The 17448-nt window shown below is 74.0% G+C and carries 16 protein-coding genes and 2 tRNA genes; 12 read left to right on the top strand and 6 right to left on the bottom strand.

Translation table 11 applies throughout. The annotated features are described in order from the left end of the window. The first annotated feature begins 30 nt into the window (after positions 1-30). Together orn and QFZ82_RS25480 are read left to right on the top strand one after the other, a co-directional pair. Positions 31-651, top strand: a complete 621-nt coding sequence (gene orn / locus QFZ82_RS25485) for an oligoribonuclease (protein ID WP_307715374.1) — start codon at positions 31-33, stop codon at positions 649-651. A gap of 99 nt (positions 652-750) precedes the next feature. After that, a tRNA-His gene (locus tag QFZ82_RS25480) sits at positions 751-823 on the top strand. A 491-nt stretch (positions 824-1314) separates the two neighbouring features. Here QFZ82_RS25480 and QFZ82_RS25475 read toward each other — a convergent pair. The 3 genes from QFZ82_RS25475 to QFZ82_RS25465 form a co-directional block, all read right to left on the bottom strand. Beyond that, the gene (locus tag QFZ82_RS25475; protein ID WP_307715373.1) at positions 1315-2784 is read right to left on the bottom strand and encodes a cellulose binding domain-containing protein; all 1470 of its coding nucleotides are present in this window, start codon (positions 2782-2784) and stop codon (positions 1315-1317) included. 168 nt (positions 2785-2952) lie between these two features. After that, the gene (locus QFZ82_RS25470; RefSeq protein WP_307715372.1) at positions 2953-4347 is read right to left on the bottom strand and encodes a HAMP domain-containing sensor histidine kinase; all 1395 of its coding nucleotides are present in this window, start codon (positions 4345-4347) and stop codon (positions 2953-2955) included. After that, positions 4344-5045, bottom strand: coding sequence for a response regulator transcription factor (locus tag QFZ82_RS25465; protein ID WP_177153711.1), 702 nt, complete (start codon positions 5043-5045; stop codon positions 4344-4346). The genes QFZ82_RS25470 and QFZ82_RS25465 overlap by 4 nt, the downstream gene beginning before the upstream one ends. Positions 5046-5133: 88 nt before the next feature. On the opposite strand from QFZ82_RS25465, the gene QFZ82_RS25460 reads away from it, so the two are divergent. Together QFZ82_RS25460 and QFZ82_RS25455 are read left to right on the top strand one after the other, a co-directional pair. After that, positions 5134-5643, top strand: coding sequence for a hypothetical protein (locus QFZ82_RS25460; RefSeq protein ID WP_307715371.1), 510 nt, complete (start codon positions 5134-5136; stop codon positions 5641-5643). A gap of 135 nt (positions 5644-5778) precedes the next feature. Next, the gene (locus QFZ82_RS25455; protein WP_307715370.1) at positions 5779-6093 is read left to right on the top strand and encodes a hypothetical protein; all 315 of its coding nucleotides are present in this window, start codon (positions 5779-5781) and stop codon (positions 6091-6093) included. Positions 6094-6206: 113 nt separating this feature from the next. Here QFZ82_RS25455 and QFZ82_RS25450 read toward each other — a convergent pair whose 3' ends face one another. Together QFZ82_RS25450 and QFZ82_RS25445 are read right to left on the bottom strand one after the other, a co-directional pair. Further along, a complete protein-coding gene (locus QFZ82_RS25450) occupies positions 6207-7070 on the bottom strand; it encodes a spermidine synthase (protein WP_307715369.1) in 864 nt (287 codons plus the stop codon). 774 nt (positions 7071-7844) lie between these two features. Beyond that, positions 7845-8273, bottom strand: a complete 429-nt coding sequence (locus QFZ82_RS25445; RefSeq protein WP_307715368.1) for a hypothetical protein — start codon at positions 8271-8273, stop codon at positions 7845-7847. A 247-nt stretch (positions 8274-8520) separates the two neighbouring features. On the opposite strand from QFZ82_RS25445, the gene QFZ82_RS25440 reads away from it, so the two are divergent. Further along, complete coding sequence (locus QFZ82_RS25440; protein ID WP_307715367.1) at positions 8521-9951, top strand: tetratricopeptide repeat protein; 1431 nt, start codon at positions 8521-8523, stop codon at positions 9949-9951. 60 nt (positions 9952-10011) lie between these two features. Here the strand turns inward: QFZ82_RS25440 and QFZ82_RS25435 are convergent, their stop codons facing one another. Continuing rightward, positions 10012-10608, bottom strand: coding sequence for a histidine phosphatase family protein (locus QFZ82_RS25435; protein WP_307715365.1), 597 nt, complete (start codon positions 10606-10608; stop codon positions 10012-10014). A 133-nt stretch (positions 10609-10741) separates the two neighbouring features. Here QFZ82_RS25435 and QFZ82_RS25430 point away from each other — a divergent pair, with 133 nt between their 5' ends. The 7 genes from QFZ82_RS25430 to QFZ82_RS25400 all read left to right on the top strand — a co-directional run bounded on the left by QFZ82_RS25430 (position 10742) and on the right by QFZ82_RS25400 (position 17428). Further along, positions 10742-11620, top strand: a complete 879-nt coding sequence (locus QFZ82_RS25430; protein ID WP_307715364.1) for a phosphatase PAP2 family protein — start codon at positions 10742-10744, stop codon at positions 11618-11620. Next, complete coding sequence (locus QFZ82_RS25425) at positions 11550-12914, top strand: hypothetical protein (RefSeq protein ID WP_307715363.1); 1365 nt, start codon at positions 11550-11552, stop codon at positions 12912-12914. The genes QFZ82_RS25430 and QFZ82_RS25425 overlap by 71 nt, the downstream gene beginning before the upstream one ends. Then, positions 12905-14494, top strand: a complete 1590-nt coding sequence (locus QFZ82_RS25420; protein WP_307715362.1) for a hypothetical protein — start codon at positions 12905-12907, stop codon at positions 14492-14494. The genes QFZ82_RS25425 and QFZ82_RS25420 overlap by 10 nt, the downstream gene beginning before the upstream one ends. Then, the gene (locus QFZ82_RS25415; RefSeq protein ID WP_307715361.1) at positions 14491-15831 is read left to right on the top strand and encodes an AAA domain-containing protein; all 1341 of its coding nucleotides are present in this window, start codon (positions 14491-14493) and stop codon (positions 15829-15831) included. Before QFZ82_RS25420 ends, QFZ82_RS25415 begins: the two co-directional genes overlap by 4 nt. Positions 15832-15904: 73 nt before the next feature. Next, complete coding sequence (locus QFZ82_RS25410; protein WP_307715360.1) at positions 15905-16243, top strand: hypothetical protein; 339 nt, start codon at positions 15905-15907, stop codon at positions 16241-16243. 494 nt (positions 16244-16737) lie between these two features. Beyond that, the gene (locus QFZ82_RS25405; protein ID WP_307715359.1) at positions 16738-17364 is read left to right on the top strand and encodes a bifunctional DNA primase/polymerase; all 627 of its coding nucleotides are present in this window, start codon (positions 16738-16740) and stop codon (positions 17362-17364) included. Beyond that, positions 17355-17428: transfer RNA gene (locus tag QFZ82_RS25400), tRNA-Lys, on the top strand. The genes QFZ82_RS25405 and QFZ82_RS25400 overlap by 10 nt, the downstream gene beginning before the upstream one ends. The last annotated feature ends 20 nt before the right edge of the window (positions 17429-17448 follow it).

Raw genomic sequence — 17448 nt, 5'->3', positions numbered from 1 at the left:
GATCCTCACGCGCCCCATAAGGTAGGGCGCATGAACGATCGCATGGTGTGGATCGACTGCGAGATGACCGGGCTCTCGCTGACGGACGACGCACTCATCGAGGTGGCCGCACTGGTCACCGACTCGGAACTGAACGTGCTCGGCGACGGCGTGGACATCGTGATCCGCCCGCCGGAGGCGGCGCTGGAGACGATGCCGGAGGTCGTGCGCCAGATGCACACCGCCTCGGGCCTCCTCGACGAGCTCGCCGGCGGCACCACGCCGGCGGACGCCGAGGAGCAGGTCCTCGCGTACGTCCGCGAACATGTCAAGGAGCCCGGTAAGGCCCCGCTGTGCGGGAACTCGGTCGGCACCGACCGCGGCTTCCTGTCCCGTGACATGCCGACGCTGGAGGGCTACCTCCACTACCGGATCGTCGATGTCTCCTCGATCAAGGAACTGGCGCGCCGCTGGTACCCGAGGGCGTACTTCAACAGTCCGGAGAAGAGCGGCAACCACCGGGCGCTCGCCGACATCCGCGAGTCGATCGCCGAGCTGCGCTACTACCGCGAGGCGGTCTTCGTCCCGCAGCCCGGGCCGGACTCGGACACGGCGCGGGCGATCGCGGCGAAGCACGTGCTGCCCGCGGAGCCGGCGGAGCCCGCGACCTAGCAGCACCCCCCCCGTGGGCGGCCCCCGAAACCCTGGCGCGAGCACCCTCCGGGACCCTGTACACTTTTTCTCGGCCGGTCGGGAAAAAGACCGGTCGTGGTGGGTGTAGCTCAGCTGGTAGAGCACCTGGTTGTGGTCCAGGATGTCGCGGGTTCGAGTCCCGTCACTCACCCTGAATGATCAAGGGCCCCGGTCTTCGGACCGGGGCCCTTGGCGTTGCCGGGTCCTGTGTGCCGTGCCCCACACGGGGCGGCTACGAGGACTCCCGGACCACCAGGCGCGTCGGCAGCACGATCGGCGGGCGTCCGGCGTCCGGCTCGGCGATCCGGTGCAGCAGGGCGCGGGCCCTCCTCCGTGCGCCGGCGCACACTCGTCAGCGCCGGATCCATGCGGCGGGCGGGCCGCCGATCATGTCCTGCGCGGGGCCAGGGGCGGCTCCGCCCCTGGGCCCATACGGCGCTTCGCGCGGTGTCCTCCAACTCCCCTGCGGCCTGGCTGCCGTGGAAGGCGCCCCATCCCGGAGCCCCGGACGGCCCGGAGTGCAATTCAGCCCCGTCGGCGTTTGAGGCGCGGGGCTTGTGGCGGAGCCCCAACGGCGGCACCACGCCCCGGGAAGCCCCGCCGGCCTCTGAGGCACGGGGCTCCCCGGGGCGGGCCCCGGGGTCACTTGTAGGCGGCGAACGCCTTCGTGAAGGCCAGCGGGTCCTGGAGGATGGAGCTGCACGTCGCGTCCGCCGCCGGCTTCTCCCCGCCCGCGCACTGCTTGTCGCGCGTCGAGGACCACATCGACAGCCACCCCAGGTTCTTCGACTCGGCGAACCGCACGAGCTGGGTCGCGTCCTCCACCCTGAAGATCTCGGTGACGACGTCGTTGACGCCGATCATCGGCGTCACCGCAACGGTCCGCCACGCGTCCGCGTCCGACAGCCCGAGGACGCCCTTGATCTGCGCCTGCGTGGCCGTGGCGGCCTGGATCGCGTACTCGCCCATGTCGCCGCTGTACGCCGGCCCGTAGTCCATCGCCATGATGTTGACCGCGTCGATGCGCACACCGTTCTTCTTCGCGTCGGCGATCAGGTCCACGCCGGGCTGGGTCAGCCCTTCCGGCATGACCGGCAGAGTGAAGGAGACGTCCAGGTCCGGGTGCGACTTCTGGAGCTGCGCGATGGCCTGCGCACGCCGGGAGTTGGCGGCCGTGTCCGGAAGTGCGGCGCCCTCCAAGTCGAAGTCGACCTTGGTCAACTCGTACGTGTCGACGACCTTGCCGTACGCCTTCGCCAGCTCGTCCGCCGTCGCGCAGTTCAGCGCCAGTTCGCGGCCGGCCGCGCCGCCGAAGGAGACGCGGACGTCGCCGCCCTTGGCGCGCAGGTCGCCGATCTGGGCCGCGACCTTGTCGTCGCCGAGTCCGGTCACGCCGCCCCACAGCGGCACGCAGCCGCCGCCTGCGGTGATGAAGGCGAGGTGGAACTCCTCGACGCCCGTCTTCGCGGCGGTGTCCAGCATGTCGTACGCCGGGTACAGCGAGGTGTCGATGTACGGCGCGAACCGCGCGGACGCGTCCGGCTTGGGCGCACCCGTCTGCGTCGGCGTCGGCGTCGGGGTGGGCGTGGAACTCGGGACGCTCGGGGTCGGCGTGGGGGTCGGCGTCGGTGTGGGCTGCTCGGTGGGACGGCCGCTGGGCTGCGGCGTCGGGCCGCCGTCGGCCGAGCACACGGCCCCGTCGATGAGGCAGGACGCCGGGTCGGCCGCCTTGCCGGTCGCAGAGGTGACGAAGCCGACCGTGACGGAGGCGCCGGGCGCGAGCTCCTTGTTCCAGCTCGCGGGCTTCACGGTGACGTGCCGCCCCTCCACCGTGTGCTCACCGTTCCACAGGGAGCCGATGGTGGTGCCCTCGGGCAGGTCGAACTCCAGCGTCCAGCCGGACCGTGCCGTGCCGGTCTCGTTGGTGATGACGTACTGACCGGTGTAACCGCCGTCCCAGGAGCTGGTCCTGGTGTACGCGGCGCCGACCGCCGCGGCCTGCGCGGTGCCCGTGAGGACGACCGCCGCGCCTCCGATCACGGCCGCCACGACGACCGCGCCGACGGCCTTGGTCCTGACGCTCGCCCTGCGCCGGTGCGTACTGCTGCCCATCGCGTCCTGCCTCTGCGTTACGGAAGTGGGGGTGGATGCGGCAGCACGCTAGCGACCGTGAAACGGACAATCGTCCGATCACAGGCGGGCGTCGGGTTCCTTAGGACGCGCTTAAGGACGGCATCGGGGCCGATTAATGATCAGGGCCCGGCCGGGCGTGGAGCGCTCTCAGACGGTCGCCCTGCGGCGCCGCTGCACCCGCCCGCGGTGGCTGCGCCGGCGCTCGCCACGCGCCGACTCGCGCGGGTCGAGCCCGATCCACACGCGGACCTCCGTACCGCCGAGCACCGAGCGGCCGATGCGCACGTCACCGCCGGTCGACTCCGCGACCCGGCGCACGATGTCCAGGCCGAGACCGGTAGAACCCTCCTTGACCCCGCTGTTGCCGCGGGCGAGCGCGGCGGCCGGGTCGGCGATGCCCCCGCCCGCGTCCGAGACGAGCACGATGACGGCGTCGTCGCTGTTGTGGACGTCGACGGAGAACGCGGTGCCCTCCGGGGTGTGCCGGAAGACGTTGCCGAGCAGCGCGTCGAGGGCCGCGGCCAGTTCGGGGCGGGCGACGGGGATGCGCACGGGCCGGTCCACGCCCGCGAGCCGCACCGTGCGGTCCTCGTCCTCGGCGAGCGCCGACCAGAACTCCATCCGCTCGCGCACCACTTCCGAGGCGTCGCAGCCCGCGCCGGGCCCGGCCGCCGCGGTCTGCGGCTTCGCCTCCCGGGCCGTACGGATGATGGTGTCGACCTCGCGTTCCAACTGGGCGACGGCCGCCCTGGTCTGTTCGGCGGCGGCGCTCTCGCCGAGCGAGGCCGCGTTGAGGCGCAGCACCGTGAGGGGGGTGCGCAGCCGGTGCGAGAGGTCGGCGGCCAGTTCGCGCTCGTTGGCGAGGAGCTGGACGACCTGGTCGGCCATCGAGTTGAACGCGACGGCCGCGGAGCGCAGTTCGGGCGGCCCCTCCTCGGGGACGCGGGTCCCGAGCCTGCCCTCCCCCAGCTCCTGCGCCGCACCCGCGAGCCGCTGGGCGGGCTGCACCATGCGGACGCCGAGCCGGTCGGCGACGGCGACCGACCCGACGACGAGCGCGACACCGACGCCCGCGAGGACGAGCCAGGCGGTGTCGACGCCGTTGGACACCTCGCCCTCCGGCACGAAGATCTCGACGACGGCGATCTGCCCGGTGCCGATGGCGGTGGGCTGCAGCAGCGCGGAACCGCCCGGCACCTCGGTGATCGAGGCACGCCCGATGCGCTGCACGGTGGCGAGGTCCTTGGCGGCCGCGCGCCGGCTCCCGATCTCCAGCGGCACGCCGCGGAGTTCGCCGGAGGCGGGGATGTGCACGGCCATCCGGCCGGCCGCGCCGGCGGGCGTGGACTCGACGGCCCGCTCCAGCGGCCCGCGTTCGGTGGTGACGGTGAGCGTGGGGCCGATGGTGGCGGCCTGCCGCTCGGCGTTGGAGAACGCGCGGTCGCGCGCCATCTCCTTGATCACCATGCCGAGCGGCAGGGCGAAGGCGAGCACGACCATCACCGTGACGGCCAGGGAGACCTTGACCAGGGCCCATCTCATGGCCGCACGGCCTTCGGCGGCTCGAGCTTCACTCCCACTCCCCGCAGGGTGTGCAGGTACCGGGGGCGAGCGGCCGTCTCGCCGAGTTTGCGGCGCAGCCAGCTCAGATGGACGTCGATCGTCTGGTCGTCGCCGTAACTCTGCTGCCACACCTCGGCCAGCAGCTCCTTGCGCGGGACGACGACGCCGGGCCGGCCGGCGAGGAAGGCCAGCAGGTCGAACTCGCGGCGGGTGAGGTCGAGCGGGGCCCCGTCCAACTCCGCCTGGCGGCGCAGCGGGTCGATGGACAGCCCGCCGACCTGGAGGACACGACTCGGCGGGGCGTCACCGGTGCCGGCGCGCGCCCGGCGGAGCACGGCGGCCATCCGCGCGGACAGGTGCTCCACGGAGAACGGCTTGGTGAGGTAGTCGTCGGCGCCGTCGTTGAGGAGCCGCACGATCTCGGCCTCGTCGTCCCGCGCGGTCGCGATGATCACCGGTACGTCGGTGATGCCGCGCAGCATCTTCAGGGCCTCGGCGCCGTCCAGATCGGGCAGACCGAGGTCCAGAATGACCACGTCGAAACGGAAATGGGCGACCTCACGCAGGGCCTCCAGGGCCGTGCCGACGCTCCGTACCGTGTGGGAGGCGTCGGTCAAGTGCCTGATGAGGGCGGAACGCACGAACTGGTCGTCCTCGACCACGAGCACACTTGCCATGGGCCGCACCGTACGCCATCCGGAGGACACCGGCCCCGTGGACGGGCAGGCGGGACAGCCGGGGACCGAGTGGTGCACTATGGCCCGGATGAGCAGAGGACTGGTGCATGCCCTGGCATGGTCGCTGTCCACCGGAGCCGCGGTGACGCTGTCCTGGTGGGGCGTCCACACGGTCATGGCCGGAACCGCGTACGACCGCCCGCGCGCGCTGCCCATCACGGCGCAGACCTCGGCCCCGCAGGCTCCGTCGCCGGAGCCGACGCCGCCGCCGAGCCCGTCTCCCACACCGTCGCCGGTGAAGCCGTCCGCCACGCCCCCGCCATCGCGGCCGTCGCCGGCCGAGCCGTCGAAGCTTCCGTCGCCCTCCGCCTCCGCGGGGAACGTCAAGGGCTACACGGTCAAGGGCGGCCGGGTCGTCTTCGACATCGGCGAGAGCTCGGCCGAACTGGTCTCGGCGACCCCGGCGTCGGGCTGGCAGATGCAGGTGTGGACGCAACCGGCGTGGATCCGGGTGACGTTCACACGGGACGGCCACGAGGTGTCGGTGTTCTGCACCTGGAACGGACACCCGCCGATGGTCCAGTTCGACGAGCGGTAGAGAGCCTGTCAGGGTCCAAAGGCGCGTCGCACCGTGGAGAGCGGGAAGCAGCCTCGCCGACCTCACCCCAGGCCAGGCCAGGCCGCTCCGCAAACGTATGCTGCGATCGCGCCCCCGATGGGAAAGGTTCTTGCCATGAAACTACCGATCGGCAGAGTCCTGCTTATCGGGATGCTGCTCTGCGGCGGTCTGTTCGTTTGGGCGGCGGCGGCTGGGCGCAAGGCGAAACAGTGCCTGGAGGGGCAGCTGCATCCGGACTTCAACGGTGCCACGATCACCGGGCGGGGTTGTGAGGTGACAACGACTTCTGGTGAGACCCTCGTCGTGCCGATCTCCGGCCCGCCGTTCGAAGCCGGGGTGGCTGGGGCACTCGGGTTCGTCGTCCTCGGTATGGCGACCGTGGTCATGCTCGTCCGACGCACACGTCGACAGTCGGCGGACCAGCGGTAGACGTAGCTCTTGGCGCCCTGCAGTGCCTTGGCGATCCCAGCCGGCATCGTCGCCTTCTTCCCGTCCCCGCAAGCTCTACTGGATCAACAACCCGGTGAACTGCGGTCACCGCACTAGCTCTTGAAGACGGCGGCCGGCGGTACGGGCGAGTCCTTGGCGCTCGCGTCCGTGACCGGCGCCGCTCCTCCGGTGAAGTCGGCGAGCGCCCGGCCGTGTTCGACGCGCCCCGCGAACGGGTCGCCGGCGACGCGGCGGGTCAGCTCGGCGACCGGCAGCTCGGAGTCCGAGGCGAGGAGTACGGCGTTGCCGAAGCGGCGGCCGCGCAGCACGGTCGGATCGGCGGCGAGCGCGAGCTCGGGGAAGACGGCGGCGGCGGTCGCGATCTGGGCGCGCAGATGCGTGAGCGGGGGGCCGTCGGCGAGGTTCGCCGCGTAGTACGCGCCGGGGCGCAGCGCCCTTCTCACCTCGGCGAGGAACTCCGTACTGGTCAGGTGGGCGGGCGTGCGGGCCCCGCTGAACACGTCGGCGATGACGAGGTCCGCCCAGCCGTCCGGCACCTTGGCGAGTCCGGCGCGGGCGTCGGCCGCGCGGACCCGGATCCGGGCGCCGGGGTCCAACGGGAGCCGGGTGCGCACCAGTTCGACGAGGGCGGCGTCGACCTCGACGATCTGCTGCGTGGAACGGGGCCGGGTGGCGGCGACGTACCGGGCGAGGGTGAAGGCGCCGCCGCCGAGGTGCACGACGCGGAGGGGGCGGCCGGGTGGGGCGGTCAGGTCGATGACGTGGCCGAGTCTGCGCTGGTACTCGAAGGAGAGGTGGCCGGGGTCGTCGAGGTCGACGTGCGACTGGGGCGCGCCGTCGATGAGGAGGGTCCAGCCACGGGGCCGCTCGCGGTCCTCGACGAGCTCGGCGACGCCGCCGTCCACGCGCTCGACGAGCCCCCCGCCGTCCCGCTCCCGCTGTCTGCGCCTGCCCACGCCTCCATTATCGCCGCGGCGCCCACACGAGCGCGCCGGGGGCCTCCCCCGCCCGCCCTCGTGAGGTTGTGCCCCCTCCCGCGGAACGACCGCTCACAACGGTGGTCGCCGGCGCCGCGCGGCAGGCGCCCGTGGGCCCGGTCCAAGCGCGTGCCCCACCGCGCCGCGAAATACCCGACCCGGGAGGTGAACCCGCCGCACGGCCCAGCAGACGCATGGCCCGAGCACCGGCCCGACGGCGCCTTCGCGCGCGGTGAAGCGGGCGCGGCAGGGGTGCGTGGGCGGAGCCCCGGTCCGCGTTTCTTCGCGCCGCGAAGCGAGCGCGGCAGGGTCGGGGCCGCGCGCGCAGCAGGCCGCGGGTTTGCGACCGCACTTCTTCGCGCCGCGAAGCGAGCGCGGTAGGTGCGTGGGGCGGAGCCCCGGTCCGCATTTCCTCGCGCCCCGCAGGCGCGGCAGGCGCAGCAGGGCCGGTCTCGGGGGTGGACCCGCCGCACCGGCCAGCAGACGCATGGCCGGAGCACCGGCCCGAGGATGCCTTCGCGCGCCGCGAAGCGAGCGCGGCAGGTGCGTGGGCGGAGCCGAGCAGCAGGCGGCGGGAGTGCGTTCGCACTTCTTCGCGCCGCGAAGCAGGCGCGGTAGGTGCGTTGGGGCGGAGCCCCGGTCCGTCCTCGCGCCGCGCGGCAGGCGCAGGGGCAGCGCCCCAGCTCTCGGCAGAGTTTCGGGGAGGGGCGGGGTGGGGGCATCCCCCCGCGGACGACCCGCACTGCGCGCGCCTCAGCAGCAGTTGTCCGCCGCCTCGATCAGCCGCGCCGCCTCCCCCAGCGCCTCCCTCAGCACCGCCGGGTCCGTCACCGCCTCCGCCCCCTCCGGCGGCAGCAGCCAGCCCGAGCCCAGCACCGGCGGCACGGCGGGAACGCCGGGGATCCGCAGGCCCCGACCCGACGTCTGCGTACACGCACTCCCCGGCACGTCCCACCCGTCGGCCGTGCCCGGCGGCACCAGGAAGCCGAGCGTGTCGCACGCCCCGTCGTGCAGCACCGGCCCCACCCCCGGTGCCGCCGCCGCGCGGCGCAGGATGTCGACGGCCTCCAGGCCCTGGCGCGCGGGCACCGTCACCAGGTCGCACGGCGCGGCAGGCGGCACGCTGCTGTCCGGGGTGGGCCCGTGGGCCACCGTGGTCGCGGGCGTCGCACCGGTCTCCATGCCGACCTCCAACAAGGGGATCCCCCTCCTCGCCGAGTCCCATAGGGAGACACGTAGCCGGTCTCCTTACGGTTCAACGGCCGCGCGCGTCAACGGCTACGGCGGCACGCCGCCGCAAAGGATGGCAGTTCATGGCAGATCGCCGACGACATGTCCCTTTTGTAGCCAAACCCTGTGTGAGTTCCCTGTCACAGCAGGTACGTTCTTGCTCCGCCGGAACACGGCTGCACCAAGAGAGGGCTCGGCCATGGCGTCGTCGTCACAGGCATCGAGGGCGCACCCCGCGCACCCCAACCTGGCCTTCCGCCGACTGCGCGGATCTCGCTCCGCGGGCGAGTTCGCCGCGGCCGTCCGCAGGGCCGCCCGCGAGATCGGCGAGCAGGTCTCGTGCGACGCCCGCTACATCGGCCGGGTCGAGGCGGGCGAGATCCGCTGCCCCAACTACGCCTACGAGCGGGTGTTCCTGCACATGTTCCCCGGTCTCACCCTGACCGATCTGGGCTTCACCGCCCGGGAGGACGTGCGCGGCCGCGGCCGCCGCGCGGCCGCCGATGCGCCGGAGTCCCGCCCCCCGGCACCCCCGTTCCCGCCGTGCCGTCCCTTCGGCGGCGGCCGGCCCAGCAGCGACAGTGACATCGACGAGGAGAGCGACGTGCTGCGTCGCGCATTCATGACGAGCGGCTCCGTCACGGTGGCGGCCGCCTCCCTGGGACTCGGTTTCGCATCCGGTTCCGGATCCGGTTCCGTGCCCGCGCAGCGCCGGGTCGGCGAGGCCGAGGTCGGCGCCGTGGAGGAGGCGGTGCGACGCATCCGCCTCCTCGACGACCGGCACGGCGCCGACGGGCTCTACCGGCGGGCCGCCCAGCCCCTGCGCGCCGCGTACGCGCTGCTCGACGCCGGGACGTGGTCCCGCAGGTCCACGGCGGACCGGCTGCACGCCGGGGCGGGAGAACTGGCCATCTCCGTCGGCTGGCTGGCCCATGACTCGGGCCGCTTCGACGACGCGCGCTCGCACTACGCGGAGGCGCTGGCCACCGCGCGCGTGGCGGGCGACCCGGCCCTGGAGGCGCACGCGTTCTGCAACACGTCGTTCCTGGCCAGGGATGCCGGCCGGTTCCGGGAGGCGGTGCGCACCGCGCAGGCCGGCCGGCGCGCGGCCCGGCAGGTCGCCTCGCCGCGGCTGCTGTCGCTGCTCGCGCTGCGGGAGGCGGGCGGCTGGGCCGGGCTCGGGGACCGCGCGGGCTGCGAGCAGTCGCTCGCCCGCGCGCACACGTACTTCGAGCAGGGCGCGTCGCCCGACGACCCGGAGTGGATGTCGTTCTTCGCCGAGCCCGAACGGGAGGCGCTGCAGGCGCAGTGCTGGGCGGCGCTCGGCGACTTCACGCGCGCCGCGCACCACGCGCGCCGCGCGGCGGCGCTCCAGGACCACCGCTTCACCCGCAACCTCGCGCTCTACCGCGCGGAACTCGCCGCCGACCTGGCGCGCGCCGGCGTCCCGGACGAGGCGGCCGCGGCAGGTGAGCAGGTGCTCGCGCTGCTCGGGGACGTCCGGTCGTCGCGTATCCGGACGATGCTGGCGGACACCGCGCGGGTGCTGGCGCCGCACCGGCGTGCCGAGGGGGTCGCGGCCTTCCTGGACCACCATGCGGCGGCGACCCGAGTGGTGGCCCGCGCGTAAGGCGCGGGCCCGCGGGAGGTGCGCAGGACGGCCGGACACCCGTAGGACTCCGGCCGCTGCTCAGACCTCCAGGTGCCCCAGGTCGTTCCAGCGCTCGAACGCGCGCTCCCCGTACGCCCACGAGAGGACCGACAGGCTCGTCGGATCGAGGCGGATGCGCGCGCCGAACGAGATGTCCTGTCCCAGCCAGCGCGCCCCGATCGCGCGCAGGATGTGGCCGTGCGCGAAGACGAGCACGTCACGGTCCGCGGACAGCGCCCACTCGACGACCTCGTCCGCGCGGGCGGAGACCTGGGCGAGCGTCTCTCCCTCCGGGACGCCGTCGCGCCACAGCAGCCAGCCGGGCTGCCGGGCCTGGATCTCGGGCGGGGTCAGCCCCTCGTACGCCCCGTAGTCGTACTCCATCAGCGCGTCCCACGGCTGCGCCCGGTCTCCGAAGCCGGCCAGGGAGCACGTCTCGCTCGCCCGCACGAGCGGGCTGGTGCGGATCTCGACACCGGGGAGCCCGGACCACGGAGCCCGGTGCAGCCGCTCGCCCAGCAGCTTGGCGCCGCGCCTGCCCTCGTCGAGCAGCGGGATGTCCGTCCTGCCGGTGTGCCGGCCACTCAGCGACCATTCGGTCTGACCGTGCCGTGCGAGGAGGATCCGCGGTGCCATGGGCGCTCCCTGGTGTTCACGAGTGCTTGTCGTCCCATCATCCCGCACCCCATCGGGAGGCAACCTCCGGGACGGGGAAGGCGTCCCCTTCCAGGACGAGTGATCCTTCGAACTGAAGACGGAGACCGACCGGATGCCGCTCCCCGCGCAGCACCAACGGCCCCGCTGGTGGACCGAACTGATGCTGATCGCCGTGGTGTACGCGGCATACTCCGCAGGACGGCTCCTCGCCCGCGGCGACGTGTCGACGGCCGTGGACCACGGACTGGCGATCCTGCGCGTGGAGAAGGCGCTCCTCGTCAATGCCGAGCACCCGCTGAACCGTCTCTTCACCGAGACCCCGGCGATCGGCATACCCGCCGACTTCGCCTATGCGACCCTGCACTACCTCGTGACCCCGGCGATCCTCGTCTGGCTCTTCCGCCGCCGCCCCGCCCACTACCGGGCCGCCCGGACCTGGCTCATGGTCTCCACCCTGCTCGGCCTGGCCGGGTTCACGCTGATGCCGACCTGTCCGCCGAGGCTGCTCGACGCGGCCCACGGCTTCGTCGACACGATGGCCCAGTACAGCGCGTACGGCTGGTGGGGCGGGGAGGCGAGCGCGCCGCGCGGGCTCGGCGGCATGACCAACCAGTACGCGGCGATGCCCAGCCTCCACGTCGGCTGGGCCCTGTGGTGCGGTGTGATGCTCTGGCGGCACGGCCGTACGCCGCTGATGAAGGCCCTCGGCGTCGCCTACCCGCTGCTGACCACGGTCGTCGTCATGGGCACCGCGAACCACTACTTCCTCGACGCCGTCGCCGGAGCCGCCGTGATGGGCGTCGGCGCGCTGCTCGGGCCGTACGCGATGCGGCTCGCCGACCGGGTCACCGGCCGCTTCGCGCATCACGCGACGCCCGCCGTTCCCCCCGTTGTCGGTGGCGGATGCGAGACTTCGGCGGGTGAGCGAATCCCCGGACAGCGCACCTCCTCCGAAGGCGCCGACGACAGCACTCAGGCAGCGGCTCGCTGAGCTGCGCGGCCCCGCCGCGCAGCCCCACCCGCTGGACGCCCGCGCGCTCGCGGCCCTCGCCGCCAACCCCGGCTGCAAGCGGCGCGCCCTGCTGGACGGCGCCGGCGTGGACAAGGCCGCACTGGCCTCGGCGCTCGGCTCTCCGGCGTCCTTCGGCCAGTCGCAGTTCGCGTTCATGCGGGGCAACGCCTTCGAGGCCAAGGTCAAGGCCGACGGCGGCAAGGAGCTGATGCGGCTGCTCGGTCTCGACGATCCGCACGAGGTGCATGTTCCCGACCTCTCGGCGACGGGCCCCGAGGGCCGCACGGCCCGCACCGCGCTGGCGCTGCGCGAGGCGACCGGCGCCGGGGGCTTCGCGCTGCTCGACCACCCGATGCTGGCGCTGGACGTCGCGGGCTCCCCGGCGTATCTGGAGCCGGACGCGGTCGTGGTGCACCCCGACGGCCGGTGGACGGTCGTGGAGATCAAGTCGTTCCCGATGATCGACGCGGCCGCGGACGCCGCGAAGGTGGGCGCGGCGGCGCGGCAGGCCGCGGTGTACGTGCTGGCGCTGGAGCGGCTCGCGGCGCTGACCGAGGGCGCCTCCGTGTCCCACAGTGTTCTGCTGGTCTGCCCGAAGGACTTCACCAACATGCCGACCGCGTCCGTGGTGGACGTGCGCAAGCAATTGTCGGTGACCCGGCGCCAGCTGACCCGGCTGGCTCGGCTGGAGGACATCGCGGCGGAGCTGCCCGACGGCGTGACGTTCGACGTGGAGTCGTGCTCGGCCGAGGAGCTGGCCGACGCCGTCGAGCAGGTGCCGCACGCGTACGCGCCCGAGTGTCTGGCCGCCTGCGAGCTGGCGTTCCACTGCCGCGACCGCGCCCGGCTCGCGGGTGCGGTGGAGGCGCTGGGCCGGTCGGTGCGGGGCGAGCTCGGCGGGCTGACGACCATCGGGGACGTCCTCGCCGCCGCGCGTGGTGAGGCCGGCGACCCCGACGACCCGGCGGTCGGCGCGCTGCGCCGGGCGGCGGCCCTGCGGGCGGAGTCGCTGCGGGCGGCGGAGTCCCTGCGGACGGCCGGCCGGAGCGCCGCGGTGACGGAGACCGCCGCCGACCGGGTCCCGGGTCCGGGGACTCACCGCGCGGCCGGCCGTCCCACCACGACCGGCCGGACCGCCGCCGACAGGCCCGCCGTGGCCGAGGCGGCTGCCGCCGGCCGCGAGACCGCCCCCGTGAGGGAGGCCGACGCCGCGCGCGCGAGCTTGGCCGCGCCGCGCGGGGCCCTGGCCGAGGAGGGCGTCGAATGTCGCTGATCTCGACCCTCGCGCGGCTGGAGGCCGTCGAGTCCGGGCGGGCCCAGCCCCTCGCGACGGTCCGCCACCGCCATCTGTCGCAGCGGCCCCTGGTGTTCGTCCCGCTCACGACCGCGGGCGAGGCCGGCGCCCCGCTCGGGGCACTGGTCGGCACGGACCCCGGCCGGCCGCGGCTGCTGGTCGTGGCCCAGCCGCGCGACCGCGACCTGCGGTCGGCCTTCCTCACGGAGCTGGCCGACGCCGTCCTTCCGTACATGGACGGGTTCGGCGACGACGTCGAGCACGTCGAACGCAAGGAGACCGACGCGGAGACCGGCAAGAAGGTCACCGTCGAGGTCGAACTGTGCGCTGACGCCCCGCAGTTGATCGTGCCGAGCCGCGCGGGCATCGAGTACGTGCGGCTCCTGGGCCGCTCGATGCGCTTCCGGCGCACGGCCGAGCAGGACCCCGACACCCCCTACCCCGCGCCGCCGCGCGTCCCGCTGCTGGGCCGCTGGCTCACGCACTACGGGGAGCGGGCCCGCGTGCCGGGCTCCTCGCTGCTGCTGGCGGCGACCGACCTGCTCAACCGGCACTGGGCGACGGGCCAGTCCTCGTTGGAGGACCAGCACCTGGGCGCCGTGCTCGCGTGGATCGACGCGGGCGAGGGCGAGTCGGGGGCCGAGGCCGCGCTGCGGGCGGAGCTGGCCCGCGGCCGGGACGGGCAGCTGCTGTGTCCGCCGGCCGGTCCCGCGACCGACCCGGCGTTCGACAACCGGCTGCTGGCGCCCGCGATGGAGCGGTTCGACCGGGCGCGGCAGCTGCTGGCGGCCGCGGAGGACGGGGCGAGCGCGGACGAGCGCCTGGGCGAACTGCACGACGCCGAGCGGGAGATCCGCCGCCTGATCGCGAGCCAGTTGCGGCCCACGTGGGAGGCGGTGTGGCGGATGGTCGAGCTGATGCGCGAGCTGCCCGAGGGCGCCCGGGTGGCAGACCGCTGGACCCGCGACCGCTGGTCGTTCACCGCGCATCGCGACCGGGTGCGGGCCGGGGAGCCTCCGCAGCCCAGGCGCGACGACGCGGTGACCGCCGCGCACAAGCTCGCCGCACGGGAGAGCGCGCAGGCCCAGCTGGACGCGCACGAGGCGCTGGACGATCCGCTGGTGCTGGCCGGTCACCGGCTCGCGGGCCAGGCGTTCACCGCCGAGGTGCTCGACGTGGAGATGGCCTGGTCCGAGTCGAAGCGCCCGAGCCCGCGCCCGCTGGTCACCGTGCGCACGGACGACCGCCCGCACCTCGGCGAGCGGGCGAAGGTGTACCGCTCGCTCGAAGGCAAGCCGCAGACCGCCGAGTTCGTGCGGTACGAGGGGGACGGCGTCCTCGTACTGCGCGTCACCGACCGCATGGGCCGCGCGAAGGAGCCCGCCGAGGGGTCGGTGCCGGCCAAGGGTGATCTGATCGACTGGACCCTGTTCGAGCACGACCAGCGGGGCGGCCCGAAGCTGCCCGACCCGGAGGAGACGCCGTGGACACACGGCGGACCTCCCCGCTCCGACAGCGCCGAGAGCCCCGACCTCGTCACCCCGGAGGATCTCCTGTGACGTCTCCCGTGACGTTCGACCCCTCGGCGGAGGCCGCGCGCGCCACCGCCGGCATCCTGCACGACACCCTCCACGGGGACGCCCGGGGCGTCGTCGTCGACTCGCCGCCCGGCGCGGGCAAGTCGACGCTCGTGGTGCGGGCCGCGCTCGAACTGGCCGGAGCAGGACGCCCGTTGATGGTCGTCGCGCAGACCAACGCGCAGGTGGACGACCTGGTGCTCCGTCTCGCCGACAAGGAGCCGGAGCTGCCCGTCGGCCGCCTCCACTCCAACGACTCCGACCCGTACGACAAGGCGCTCGACGCCCTGGACAACGTCCGTACGTCGGCGAAGGCCGCCGATCTCGCCGGCCTGGACGTCGTCATCTCGACGGCGGCGAAGTGGGCGCACGTGCAGAACGCCGAGCCGTGGCGGCACGCGATCGTCGACGAGGCCTACCAGATGCGCTCGGACGCGCTGCTCGCCGTCGCCGGACTGTTCGAGCGTGCGCTGTTCGTCGGCGATCCCGGCCAGCTCGACCCGTTCTCGATCGTCGGCTCCGAGCAGTGGGCGGGGCTGTCGTACGACCCGTCGGCGAGTGCGGTCTCCACGCTCCTCGCCCACAACCCGGACCTGCCGCAGCACCGGCTGCCCGTCTCGTGGCGGCTGCCGGCGTCGGCGGCGCCGCTGGTGTCCGACGCCTTCTACCCGTTCACGCCCTTCCGCAGCGGCACCGGCGCGGGCGACCGGCGGCTCGCCTTCGGAGTCCCCTCCGACGGCTCGGGCCCGGACCGGGTGCTGGACGAGGCGGCCGAGTCCGGCTGGGGCCTGCTGGAGCTGCCCGCGCGCCGCACGCCCCGTACGGACCCGGAGGCGGTCGGGGCGGTCGCGCTGGTGGTGCGGCGGCTGCTGGACCGGGGCGGGGCGGCGGTCTCCGAGGTCTCCGCCGAGCCCATGCCGCTGACCGCCGACCGGATCGCGGTCGGCACCGCCCACCGCGACCAGGCGGCGGCGGTCCGCGCGGCGCTGGGGGGCCTGGGGGTCTCGGGCGTCACGGTCGACACGGCGAACCGGTTGCAGGGCCGCGAGTACGACGTGACCGTCGTGCTGCACCCGCTGTCGGGCCGCCCGGACGCGACGGCGTTCCACCTGGAGACGGGCCGCCTGTGCGTCCTCGCCTCGCGCCACCGGCACGCGTGCATCGTGGTGTGCCGCGCGGGTGTGGGCGATCTGCTGGACGAGCACCCCTCGACGGAGCCGGTGCAGCTCGGCGTGACCGTGAAGTTCCCGGACGGCTGGGAGGCGAACCACGCGGTGCTGGCGCACCTGGCCGAGCACCGGGTGAGCTGGCGGCCGTGAGGCCCTCTTGCGGCGAGCGGGACAATGGATGACGGCCCGGGGCCCGGGCCGTGGTGCGAGGAGGAGAACGGACATGGCAGAACCGGAGCGGACGACCGAGCGCAGGATGCGGCCGGCCCCGCTGCTCTTCGAGCCCTCGGAGGCTGCCGCCGACCCCGAGCACTTCTTCGACCTGGAGTCCCTGGAGGACCCCCAGGAGCTGCTGTCCCGCGCGACGGAGCTCACGCTGGCCTTCCGGGCGGCGACGGACCGCGCGATGGAGTTCCAGGCGATGGCCGCGGCCCAGCTGGCGGACCCCCGCCGCTTCGACCGGCTGACGCCGGCGGAGGTCGGGGAACGGGCGGGCTGGACGGAGGACTACGCGCAGAAAATGATCGACTTCGGCCGCGACCTCCTCCGCGGGGCTCGCTGACGCTCGCGTGTCCCTGCGCCCCGGGGTGCCTCGCCGCGACCCGTGGAGATGGCGGGCTCCGGCGCACCATGCCGCGACGCGGAGCCGCCACATGGGCGCGTGCCCGCGCCGGCAGCACGAAGCTGCCGCCTCCAGCGGGCCCCATGCCCTCGACGCGAAGGTGCCGCGTAGGGGATGCGGCCATCCAGGGCGCGAAGCCGCGCCCCGGGGGCGTGCCCGCCATCCCGCGGCGCGAAGCTGCCGCTAACGGGCGTGGGGGCGTCAGCCCCTACGCTCCCCCGGCCCGCACGCAGTCCGGGGCGAAGCCCCGGTTTCGGGGAGGGGCGGGGTGAGGGAAAGGCCCCCGGTCCGGGCCCGCACGTCCGCGTGCGCCACGGCCCCGCATATGCCAGCCACACGCGGCCAGGCGCAAGATACTCCCCTCCGCCCCACCCTGTCCCCGATTTCACCAACCCTGGGGAACCGGATCGTTACTGCCGGTAGACCTTGGACACATGAGCGCATGGCCGCGAGACCGAAAGCACACCACGGACATCTTCGCCCTCCTGCGCGAGGAGAGCCGCGATCACGTCGCCGAGGTCACCCCGCCCGGCGCCGGGTGGCTCGCCTCCGCCCAGGCGAATCCCCGCTCCGCGCTGGCGCAGTGGGAGGACCGGCCCACCGCCCCCGCCGTCCTCCCGTGCGGCACCGTCTTCGACGTCGTGAACGTGCCCACCGTCTTCGGACGCCGGATGCTCGGCCGGCTGTGGGACGAGGGCCCCGGCTCCGGGCCCGTCGCCATGCACCGAGGGCGCATGATGCTCTTCACCGCCCCCGGCACAGCCCAGCGCCTGCCGTCGCTGCTCGACTGGGAGGAGTGGGGCGAGGCCGTCCCGCCGCTCATCTGCCACGGCATCGGCGACGCCGTGACCGTCCCGGCCCTGACGCCCTCCGCCACCCCCTCGGCGCCGCGCTGGCTTGTGGCCCCCGGCACACGTCGCCCCTGGCTGCCGGGGCCCGAGGTGCTGCTCTGGGCCTGTGTCCGGGCCGCTCGCGACGGGGCGCGGCCGGGTGTCCGCATATCGATTTTTCCTCCCGCCGACCAGGGTGCTAAGGTCTACGACGTCAGCAGGCGCCGCTAGCTCAGTTGGTTAGAGCAGCTGACTCTTAATCAGCGGGTCCGGGGTTCGAGTCCCTGGCGGCGCACAGACGGGAAAAGCCCCTCG

This window comes from Streptomyces sp. V4I23 (assembly GCF_030817975.1).
Classification (GTDB): Bacteria; Actinomycetota; Actinomycetes; order Streptomycetales; family Streptomycetaceae; genus Streptomyces.
The sequence above is the reverse complement of the archived record's forward strand: the minus strand, read 5'-3'. Positions and strand labels throughout refer to the sequence as shown.